We start from the raw sequence: 11,171 nt of genomic DNA, 5'->3' as shown, positions 1-11,171 counted from the left end.
CCATTATCCAAAAAATCAGACAAGCTTAAGGCTTATTTAGTGTGCGCTATTTTCGATACATTATCAAAATAAATTCATCTCGTAAGTCGCTTCATACTTGACTTATGGTAGAAAAAAACATCGTCATCCTTGAAATGACGATGCAAACAAATCCATTTTAACTATTTATGAACTGCCTCATCTTTTTTAAGCATATCCAGGTACTCCCGTGTGACTTCCCGCTGCTTAAAGTAGTATTGCTTATCGCGCTCATCAAGCTGCCGTACTACGTGTGCCGGATTACCATACGCCAGTGAGTTGCTAGGAATCGACTTGGTCACAACCGCACCCGCACCAATCACGCTGTTATCACCAATCGTCACGCCTGGGCAGACCGTTACACCGGCACCGATCCAAACGTTATTACCAATCTTGACTGGAATCGCATATTCAGCGTGCGCCTGAACCCGCAATGCTGGGTCTAACGCATGACCAGCAGTATAGATACCGACATTAGGCGCAATCAAAACGTTGTCGCCGATTTCAATAGTTGCCGGATCAAGTAACGTCAAATTATTATTAGCAAAAAAATTCTCGCCAATTTTAACGTTAAAGCCATAATCAGTATGGAAAGGTAATTCAATGAAATACTCTTGACCTACTTTGCCAAACATCTCTTTTAAAATCCGTTTGCGGCTTGGTAGATCACGGTAGTTTAAGTGGTTATACTCAAACAATAAGTCTCGTGTCTTCATCCGAATTTCCAGTAATTCAGGTGTTTGGTGGTACAATTCACCATTCAGCATATGTTCTAATTCAATATTCTTAGTCATCAGTGAACTCCTCACTTAATTTATACGTACCAATATTATACAACAAAATTAGTGCGAATCAATTGACGCTGACAAGTTCACCACTAAAAAGGCACCGCTACCTCTCTGGATAGCGATGCCTTTTGCGTGCTGAGTTTATTTTGCTGAATTGGGTTCCGCTCGGCAGAGAGCTGCACCTTTCCTAATCAGGCTACTCCAGACAGAGACTTGCACCTAAGGGACTTACCACATAAGCCCAAACCCAGGGTTTACGTTGCAAGTCCCTTAGGCTCCAGTCTCTAACCGTCTGGCTTCGCACCTTGTTCTAATTGGGTTCCGCTCGGCAAAGAGCTGCATGTAAGGGGCTAACAACCAAATCCCAAGTTCGGGGATTTCGATGTTAGCCCCTTACACTCCGCTCTTTAACCGCCTCGCTTCACACCTTGTTCTAAATCAGCGTTTCAATCGCGCCACAAATTCTCTGGGTAACGACGGGATTATCCATCGTATAGAGATGGATGCCATCCACACCCTCTGACAATAGATCCACGATTTGATCTATGGCGTAGGCCGTGCCTGCATCCCTCATTGCAATTGGATTATCCTGGTAATGATTCATCATTCTTAAGAACTTTGGCGGTAAGCCGACACCGTTCATAGTTGCCATCCGCCTGATTTGGCGTTCATTGACCACTGACATGATTCCGGCTTGCACCGGAACGTCAATACCCGCCAATTCACAACGTTCTAAGAATTGATAATAGTGTTCATTTTCAAAGAATAGCTGGGTGATCAACTGCGACACACCTGCGTGGATTTTGCACTTCAAATTTTTAATATCTTCTACGCTATCTTTAGCTTCTGGGTGTACGTCTGGATAACAGGCCCCCAGAATATTGAAATCACCATCACGTTTAATTTCACTGACTAAATCGCTCGCGTATTGAAAATCACCCTGAGACTTACCATCCGCTGGTAAGTCCCCTCGCAGCGCTAAAATATTTTCAATGTCGGCTGCTTTCAGATCTGCCAAATAGGCTTTAACGGCCGATTTCGTGAAGTTGATACCGGGAATATGCGGGACAACTTCGATACCATAATGCTGCTTAATGTAACAGCATAAAGCCAACGTCCCAGACTTGTTGTCGCTACCACCCGCACCATACGTCACACTGATGTAGGCTGGCTTTAAACTGGCTAACACATCAAGGTTGTCATAGAACCGCTCGATGGCCTTTTCACTGGCGTTTGGCCGTGGCGGAAATATTTCGAACGAGATCACGGGTCGTTCTTTGAAACAATCAACGACCTTCATGTGCGAGTTCCTTGCGAACTTCCTTCGTTGCTGCAACGACGTTTTCCAGACTAGCTGTGGTTTCTGTTGTTCCCCGTGTCTTCAGTCCACAATCTGGGTTGATCCAGACGTTTTGTAACGGTACCTTCTTCAAAATCTTATGAATCGTACCAGCAACTTCATTTTCAGATGGAATCCGTGGTGAGTGAATATCGTAAACACCAGGACCAACGTGGGTCTTAAAATGAGACTTTTGGAGCGTATCCAATAACGTTAAGTCCGCACGGGAGGCTTCAAATGAAATGACATCGGCATCCATGGCATCGATAGCGTCAATAATATCGCCAAATTCACTGTAGCACATGTGCGTATGAATCTGGGTCGTTGGCTGCACTTTGCTGCCAACTAGGCGGAATGCTGGAATAGCCCAATCAAGGTAACGGCTGTACCAATCTGATTTCCGCAGTGGTAATTTTTCACGCAAAGCAGCTTCATCAATTTGGATAATCTTAATGCCGTTCTTTTCCAAATCCAGGGCTTCTTCTTGAATCGCTAAGGCAATCTGCAGGGTACTTTCTTTCTTGGAGATGTCTTCACGAGGGAACGACCAGTTCAAGATCGTTACTGGACCAGTCAGCATCCCCTTCACCGGCTTGTCAGTCAGACTTTGCGCGTAAACTGATTCAGCAACAGTGATTGGCGCGTTGCGGCTAACATCACCCCAGATGATTGGTGGCTTCACACAGCGGGTCCCATATGATTGAACCCAAGCGTTACTGGTAAACAGGAAGCCGTCCAGTTTTTCACCGAAGTATTCAACCATGTCGTTGCGTTCGTATTCACCGTGTACCAAGACATCCAGCCCAATTTTTTCTTGGAACTCAACACACTCTTTGATTTTGTCGCGGTTAAATTGATCATACTGTTCCTTGGTAATTTCCCCACGCTTGTACTTCGCACGGTTGCGCCGAACTTCGCGAGTCTGTGGGAAGGAACCAATCGTGGTCGTCGGTAATTCCGGCAAATCAAATTCTTTCTTTTGAATGGCTGCCCGTTCAGCAAATGAAGGTTCACGCTTGAAGTCACTCTCTTTTAATGAAGCAACTTTATCAATAATCGCTTGATTTTCTTCATAACGAGGCTTAGCAAACAGCGCTTCGTTGGTCTTCAGCGCATCGTCGCCTGAACCGCCAAGAATATGGTCAAGATCGACCAGTTCAGTAAGTTTTTCTTTGGCAAATGAAAGGTACTTCTTGTATTTCTCATCTAATTGCGGTTCATTTTCCAAAGTATATGGGACGTGGAGCAATGAACATGACGTGTTAAGCACAATGTTGGTCTTAGGTAACTTATGGATTAAATCGAGTTTTTGATCGTAGTTGGCCTTCCAGATATTCTTACCATTGATGACGCCCGCATATAGGGCCTTGTCTTCAGGGAACCCTTTTGACTGAACTAACTTCAGGCTTTCGTCACCTTCATGGAAGTCTAACCCAAGACCATCAAAATCTAACGAGGTCAACAAGTCATAACTGTCGCGAACATCACCAAAGTAAGTCTGTGCTAGCACTTTCAAGCCATGCTTGTTACTCAATAGTGGTTTGTAGAGGTCAGTAAAGAGTTCCAAATCAGCTTCTGATTGATCCTTAACCAGTTGAGGCTCGTCTAACTGAATCCATTCAGCACCTAGGCTAGCTAATTTTTCAAAAATGGCTTCGTAAGCACTGACAATAGCTTTAGTAAAATCAGTGGCTTTCTTTTGGCCTTCAAAAGCACCTAACTGTAGTAATGTATAAGGGCCAAGAATAACTGGCCGGGTTTGGTAGCCTTGATCTTTAGCTTCCTGATATTCGTCAAAAATCTTGGTGCCCACTAGTTTCACTTCGGTGTCATCTTCAAATTCCGGTACTAAATAATGATAGTTCGTATTGAACCACTTTTTCATACTTAACGCGGTCACATCACCCTTATCACCTTGATAGCCACGCGCTTGGGCGAAGTATTCATCCAATGGTGATAAATTCAATTCCTTGTACCGCTTTGGGATAATGTTCAGTAAATTAGCAGTATCCAAAGTTGTGTCGTAGTATGAGAAATCATTTGAAACTAATTGGTCGATACCGGCATCACTGATTGTCTGCCAGTTCTGTTGACGTAACTCTGCAGCGGTTTGCGCCAATTCTCTGGCCGTGATTTCTTTTTTAAAGTACTTTTGAACGGCAAATTTCAATTCTCGGTGGCTACCAATTCGTGGATAGCCAATAATAGTTGTTGTCATATATCAAGTCTCCCTTATCTTTATTCATGATTTAATTGCGAATAGGTTAATCATTGACCAGTAGGCACATGACCTGCCCATCAATGCCGTCACCAAGTAAGAAACTGGCAGTTGAAATCTTATGACAATGTAGGTAGTAGATTTTAGTCACTGTGGGTCTCTCCTTTCTTGGATGGTTTTTACGGTGATTGTGCATTGCTGTTATGTAGACTAATTGGGCTACTCCTGGCAAAGACTTGCACCTAAGGGGCTAACAACTAAAACCCAAGTTCGGGGTTTTTGTTGCCAGCCCCTTAGGCTCCAGTCTCTTAACGCCAGGTTCCGCACCTTGCCAGGCTCCGCACCTTACAAAAAAACGCCCCCACCCCCGCATTTACGCGAAGATAAGGACGATTTCTCGTGTTACCACCTTAATTTGAAACCAGCTCACACCGGTTTCCTCACTGGGTACCTTTGATACCCGCGTGCTGTAATGGGCACACCCATGATACTCTTGCGATTGTTCGAGTACCCTATTTCGTAGAAGACCATCTTCACGCTCGCCCTTTACTGCTTTTCACCAACCGCAGCTCTCTCATTAAAGTTGAGAACGTTACTCATCTTCTAATCTGTTTTTCATATTATGGGTTAAATGGTAAACTCATTAGATAAAAATGTCAACCCGCTCATCTTATATTTATCATATCGAATGAATTTAGTCCATTCACGCTATACTAACGGTATGAGTTATTCTATACTGAAATTAAATAATAATGAATGAAGGCTGAATGATGAGACGTTCTGATCGTGAAATTACTGATGAAGCTACCAAACTAGAGATTATTGATAAGGCAAAAATTGTTAACCTAGGAATTATCGATTTTCCGGCACCCTACGTTGTCCCAACCAATTTTACTTACGAAGTTAAAGATCATCACCTGGTCCTTTACATCCACGGTGCCTCAACGGGTAAAAAGCGTGCTTTAATTGCGGCTAACCCTGAAGTTTCCTTTAGCATCATTGCGGATTCCAGTCTGGATGCGCCTAAAGGGAACTTACCCCTGCGTGAATTTGGCTACTTTTACAGAAGCGTTTTAGGGACTGGTAAGGCAACCTTAATTTCAGATCCTAAAGAAAAAGAACATGCCTTGCGACTACTGCTAAAACATGTGATTGGCCACGAGATGCCGGGTGAAATCACTGATCAAGATTTGGCTTATGTGGGCGTCATCCGAATCGATGTCGACCAATACACGGGTAAAATCCACAAAGCAGAATAACGTTGCCTCACAAAAAAAACCGATTTCCTAATCATCTAGGAAATCGGTTTTTTGATGGTTAAAATTTAACATCCCTCTGAACTGTTTTGCTGATACCAAGCTGCCAATAAATCAGCCCGCCAACAAAGAATCCCACAAACCACGATAAATTAACGAGAAAGGCTGCTGAAACCGCCCCCACTACCAGTGCTAGCGGTGCTCGCCAAGTAAACTTCGGCTGCTGACGATCGTCATACAATGCCGTCAGATCAATGTGTTGATGCCGGTGCCAGTAATACTCGATGAGGATAATCGCGGTCATTGGCCCTAAGAAAATCGAATACAGGTGGATAAAGACGGCTAACCCCTGCGCTGAACTATCCTGCACTAATAACCACGGACAAGTAGCCACCGCTAAAAGACCGACAATTGTCGTGGCTAACTGCTGCGGCATTTTCAGTAACGAAGTCAGCATATAAGTTGGCGGCATGATATTGGCAACCGTATTGGTGGTCACGGTGCCTAAAACGATGAAAAATGACACCATCACCGTCATCCAGCTGCTATTCAATAAATGGGCCATGGCCGTCACGGGACTTGCGATTCCAGTCACGACGGCTAACATGGCGCCCGTTAAAATGGTCATGCCATATGCCAGTCCAATCGGGACGAGGTACAGCAACCCTCGTTTTTGGTCACTCAAATTGGGCTTCAGCTCACGGGAATAGTCCGCGGCGGATTCAAAGATAGCGGTGTAGTTCCCTAAAAAGGCGACAATGAAACCGAAGAAGGGTAATCCCCACGAGCCTGCAGGAGCCATCAATCGCTGCTGAATGACAGTTTGATGCTGCGTCACCAAGATGACAAATACGCCTAACATAGCAACCATCACAACTGCCGCGATAAAGCCCGTGACCAGTTTGATCGACCGAAAGCCCCACAGTGCCATGACGACCTGGACGATTTGCAGGATTAAGAAACACTCAAACGTATGGTTACGAGTTAAGTGAAATAGCGTCAGCCCAATTTGATTTAGTGCCAGTGCGCCAGTCCAGGATTGAAAACCAAACCACACAATGGCGGGGATTCCACGAAATAAACTGGCTAGTTTGGCCCCCTTTACACCAAATGATAGTCGAAGCTGAATCACATACGGTGCACCAGTTCGGTAACCAAAGCGGTCATTGAGGGTAAAAATCAAGGAAATGATGATGATGGCAATACCTGATGCCACCATTGTTTGGAGCAGATTCATCGTTGCGACACCAGCGACGACAATCGATGACCCCAGCGTAATGTTACCAATATTAAAACCATCGCCAAGCCACATCGCCATGTAAGCCAGCACGCCTACCCGGCGGTCGTTATCAGCGATCGGCTTCAAGTCATCTGCGACTGTCTGATTTGCCTGCTGTGCGATCGTTTGCGGTGTCATCTTACGCCCTCCGCCACATGCTCATTCGTCAGAAACTTACCGTTAGGCTGATCATCAAACCCCTGTCCAAGTTCAAAAATCGTCTTTCCTCGTAGCAACGTCCTTGTCACCCGGCAATTAATATGTCGGCCCACGTAAGCCGAAAGTTTATCTTTGTAATACAAGTCCTCTGCACGAAGCGTATAACTTTGATTAGGATTCAAGAAGGCAACGTCAGCATCCGCGCCAACTCTAAGTTCACCCTTGCTTTTTAGACCAAACAGCTTAGCCGGACCCGCGGCGGTTAGCTGTACAAATTGCTGAATACTTAACCGGCCAGATTTAACCGCGACGTCATAGAAGAGGTCTAAATTATTTTGAGCACCGCTAATACCGCCCCAAACTTCAAAGATATTGTCATTGGGATTGGCTTTCATTTCAGCGGGAGCTGGTGAATGGTCAGAAGTGACCGCATTGACGTGACCAGCTTGAACTTCCCGCCATAGATCATCCTGAATTTCAGGTGTCCGCAACACGGGTGAACATTTGGCTAGTGGGCCAATTTGCTTAAAATCGTCCGTATTCAATGCCAAATAGTGAACGCAGGTTTCACAGGTCACATCCTGCCCCGCCGCTTGTGCACGTTGAACTTCACGCACAGCCTCGCCGGTTGAAAGGTGAACAAAATGCAGTTTACAGCCCGTTTGTTTTGCTAAATACAGTGCCCGCCGAACAGCTTCCACTTCCACCATTGGCGGCCTTGAATCAATATAAGCCTGAATATCCGTGTGGTGGTGGGCAATCTCATCCGCTGCCAGTCGATCAGTCAGCACGGCATTTTCGGCATGAAGTGACAGCCGTAAACCAGTTTTGGCAATGGCCTGCATGCCCCGGTACAAATCATAATCATCAACGTTATGAAAATCACCTGGTTCATCACTGCCGGTAGTCGCCATAAAGGCTTTAAACCCGGCTGCACCCGCCTCTGCCATTGGACCAATATCAGCTTGATTACCCGGAACCAGGCCACCATACAACGCAAAATCAATGTAGGACTGTCCCTCAGCAATCAAACGGTGACGGTTAAATTCAGCCGCAGTCGTACGAGCAGGTAAGGCATTTAACGGCATGACGACCATACTAGTCGTCCCACCAGCCGCCAGCGCCTGACTGCCAGTATGGTAATCTTCCCAGTTACTTCTCCCCGGTTCGTTGATGTGGACATGTGCATCCACCATTCCCGGTAAAACCAACTGTCCCTGTGCATCAATGACTTCTTTGGCTGATAATGAGCCTTCACCAATGGCCACAATTTTGCCATCTTTAATCGCTAAATCACCGTTCACCACACCCGTTGGCGTGACGATCAAACCGTTCTTGATAACCGTTGCTACTTGCATGTTTCGTTCCTCCAAGCCAACACTGTGACTGGTCGCTCAGCAAATAAAAAAGTCCACTTGAATGATTCTCAAATGGACTGGTAGTCTGTTCGACTAACATGGCGCTCCCTACGGCAGTACGAACTGCATCAGGTTATTTGGGTATCTCTCAGCTATCACTAGCACCCCAGACCACAATGTTTATTAAATTCGATGTTACTCATTCCCATTAAAACGAGTTTACTGAAATAAGTCAAGTGTTTACAGCCATTTACTACGGATAGCCCCAAATGTCCTGCACTAAAATCAATGGGGACGCTTAAGTATCAGTTACTCATCTAGCTTGCTTCTAGGAATTGTTGCAGCTTCGTTTGTTTAACTTCCGCTATAGTTTTCTGCAGCAATTTCCAGTTTGAAGAATTTAATGGATTTAGCCAAGTGACCTGAGGAATATCTTTAATACTCGAAACAAAAATATCGGAAAGAAAGATATCCACATCACTGCTTAATTGGTTGGTTAACGAGATGCCATTGCCGAGATTAACCGTCAGCAATTTGGCAAAATAATCCATCGGCACGATGCTATTAACAAAATCCACACAAATGGTGACGTTATCTTGGATGACGTCACTTGGAATACCGTCGATCAGGCTCTTAATATAACATTTGAGCAATCTAGCTTGTACTTCAGGCTCAAGGTGTAGGTTAAACGTCTCTGTAGCAATTTTAACTAGCTGTTTGCCCAACACTGCTAACGCTGGAAAACTCTGCTGAATGTCAGGCTTTTCAGAAGGGCTAATTTCAGTTAATTCGAAGTAGTCAAAAATCATCAGCCAAATCGTTAAGCTAGCTAAATGTTGGGAAACTTGTTCTTGCTGAACTTCTGAAAAAAGCTGCTGATTTAAGACCGGTGTTTTGCTTAAAGCAGATTTGAATTTCTGGTTAATTCGACTATACTGCTGCTGAATCTGGGCGCTTAACTTAACCGGCACCGACTTCACGATTCGCTGACTCTTTAAAAATAGAAACAGGTAACACATTTCCGAATCAACGTCCGCTTCGTCGCTATTCTTAACGTTTTTTAAGTAATAATTTTTCAAAAACGGTAACCGGGCGTCGTGTTGCCACGTTGCTAAGTCATGAAGATTCAGAAAGTGACGTCCGGCCATCCGCTTAACTTGAACCTGGAAGAACATCCGTAACTTCAGCCGTTCACTTGGCGTCAAGGACAGACCAAAAGTCATACATAAGAAATTGCAAAATTGGGATGTTTCTTTCTTGAGTTCAGGAAATGGATCTTCAATACCGTTAAAATAGTGGTAGTAAACGCTGGTTATTCTTGCCCGCTCAACTAATTCGGGATGCAGGCCGCCCCCTTGTTGTCTGGCTTGCATCAAATCTTGGTTATCAAGGAGATTTTCAACTTGCCCCCGCAATGAATAATACTTTGACTGGCTTAAATAATGATCGGCTAAAAATTTCTGTCGTGATTCTTGATACGAGTTAATATACTCATACTCAAAGACCTGGAACCGTGGTGATTGCTTTAAGTACAGTAACCGCATCTGTTGATAAATTGAATAATCGATATGCTCTGACACCAGCTGACCATCTTTAATCGTTAACTGGAAATAACAGCTTTTAATTTGCTTCAGTTCTTTGATCAGTGTTTCGACTAATTGATTAAATTTGTAGCGTGTCAGTGATAATTGGTCTAGTACCTGTTTTGATTGAATAACGTGTGTGTCATTCTCTGCCAACATGGCTAAAATAGACAGTTTGGTCTGTTCATCCTTCTCCAAAAAAGCTAAATAATCCATAAACCTATTCCCCCCAAAAGCTTGATAACCCCCGCAGTTATCCACGCTTTGATACCTAACTCTTAAATACAAAATGTCAAACAGTCAGAAAACGCTTACAATAATCTGGTAAATGTGTTGTATTTATTATTATCTCTAATATAATAGAGGTATAGTTTCTGTACAATACGCAGAAGTTTTCGGTGAGTCTATTAATAGACAAATCAACTTATATTGTCCAGTAATTATAGAGGGGGTAATCGGGTGATAGCTCGACTTAGAGGAGGCCGCAGAATGGTTTCTAAGCAGAGTGATCAACCAGATCGTCGAACAAAAAAGACCCAGCGTCAATTGAAAAAGATGCTTGTTAAATTATTGCAAGATAAACCAATTGATAAGATTACTGTTGCTGAGCTTGCTAGAGCTAGTGACATTGGTCGAGGTACTTTTTACATTCACTATAAGGATGTCTACGATCTATATGATTCAGTCGTGGCTGATGTCGTTAATCAGCTCACGGGGATTTTTAAACGGTACTATCCGCGTGATGGGGACAGCAATTTTGCGCCACTAGCAGCGCAAATCGTCATATTCGTCGTTGATAATCAGCAACTGTTCGAGGCTTTAACTAGTCATGGTGATAATCTTGAGTCGCTTAAACGGATGAATACACTAATCGTCTATTCAGTCTTAGACGCAGAACACGTTGACACGTCTAATGTGAAATATCGGGCCGCAGTTGGATTCGCTTCTTGTGGATTAATCGGTACAATTATCGATTGGCTAACTACTCAAGCAGCCTCTCCAATAGATGATCTCATCACCGTTATCAGTAAGAGTATTGAAGCAATGAAAAAAGTTGCTGTTTCGCTTAAATTTTCGGCTGACTAATATAGTTAGCACAAGAGGAGGTATCGTGCGTGAATGCACGATACCTCCTCTTTTTTCAATAACGTTTCCGGCAAACTAAAAGGCTCG

The 11,171-nt window shown here is 44.1% G+C and carries 8 protein-coding genes and 1 riboswitch; of the genes, 2 read left to right on the top strand and 6 right to left on the bottom strand.

The features are described from left to right. Nucleotides 1-161 precede the first annotated feature (161 nt). The 3 genes from IWT5_RS03900 to metE all read right to left on the bottom strand — a co-directional run bounded on the left by IWT5_RS03900 (nucleotide 162) and on the right by metE (nucleotide 4,363). A complete protein-coding gene (locus tag IWT5_RS03900) occupies nucleotides 162-812 on the bottom strand; it encodes a sugar O-acetyltransferase (protein WP_191981274.1) in 651 nt (216 codons plus the stop codon). Between the two features lie 427 nt (nucleotides 813-1,239). Further along, nucleotides 1,240-2,106, bottom strand: coding sequence for a methylenetetrahydrofolate reductase [NAD(P)H] (gene metF / locus IWT5_RS03895; protein ID WP_089108631.1), 867 nt, complete (start codon nucleotides 2,104-2,106; stop codon nucleotides 1,240-1,242). After that, complete coding sequence (metE, locus tag IWT5_RS03890) at nucleotides 2,093-4,363, bottom strand: 5-methyltetrahydropteroyltriglutamate--homocysteine S-methyltransferase (protein WP_089108630.1); 2,271 nt, start codon at nucleotides 4,361-4,363, stop codon at nucleotides 2,093-2,095. The genes metF and metE overlap by 14 nt, the downstream gene beginning before the upstream one ends. Before the next feature lie 770 nt (nucleotides 4,364-5,133). Between metE and IWT5_RS03885 the strand changes: the two genes are divergently transcribed. Then, on the top strand, nucleotides 5,134-5,622 hold the full coding sequence (locus tag IWT5_RS03885) for a pyridoxamine 5'-phosphate oxidase family protein (protein WP_159459282.1): 489 nt from the start codon (nucleotides 5,134-5,136) through the stop codon (nucleotides 5,620-5,622). Nucleotides 5,623-5,680: 58 nt separating this feature from the next. Here the strand turns inward: IWT5_RS03885 and IWT5_RS03880 are convergent, their stop codons facing one another. From IWT5_RS03880 to IWT5_RS03870, 3 genes are all read right to left on the bottom strand, one after another. Beyond that, nucleotides 5,681-7,036: an NCS1 family transporter gene (locus IWT5_RS03880; protein ID WP_089108628.1), complete on the bottom strand. Its 1,356-nt coding sequence runs from the start codon at nucleotides 7,034-7,036 to the stop codon at nucleotides 5,681-5,683. Then, nucleotides 7,033-8,415 (bottom strand): allantoinase AllB, encoded by a 1,383-nt coding sequence (gene allB / locus IWT5_RS03875; RefSeq protein WP_089108627.1) that lies wholly within the window; start codon nucleotides 8,413-8,415, stop codon nucleotides 7,033-7,035. Before allB ends, IWT5_RS03880 begins: the two co-directional genes overlap by 4 nt. An 87-nt stretch (nucleotides 8,416-8,502) precedes the next feature. After that, a riboswitch (TPP riboswitch) is annotated at nucleotides 8,503-8,594 on the bottom strand. Between the two features lie 138 nt (nucleotides 8,595-8,732). After that, nucleotides 8,733-10,214, bottom strand: coding sequence for a hypothetical protein (locus tag IWT5_RS03870; RefSeq protein ID WP_089108626.1), 1,482 nt, complete (start codon nucleotides 10,212-10,214; stop codon nucleotides 8,733-8,735). Between the two features lie 273 nt (nucleotides 10,215-10,487). Between IWT5_RS03870 and IWT5_RS03865 the strand changes: the two genes are divergently transcribed. Beyond that, nucleotides 10,488-11,084: a TetR/AcrR family transcriptional regulator gene (locus IWT5_RS03865; RefSeq protein ID WP_089108625.1), complete on the top strand. Its 597-nt coding sequence runs from the start codon at nucleotides 10,488-10,490 to the stop codon at nucleotides 11,082-11,084. Nucleotides 11,085-11,171 lie beyond the last annotated feature (87 nt).

Origin of the sequence: Secundilactobacillus mixtipabuli (genome assembly GCF_002217925.1) — a bacterium.
In the GTDB taxonomy this organism is placed as follows: Bacteria; Bacillota; Bacilli; order Lactobacillales; family Lactobacillaceae; genus Secundilactobacillus; species Secundilactobacillus mixtipabuli.
The sequence above is the reverse complement of the archived record's forward strand: the minus strand, read 5'-3'. Positions and strand labels throughout refer to the sequence as shown.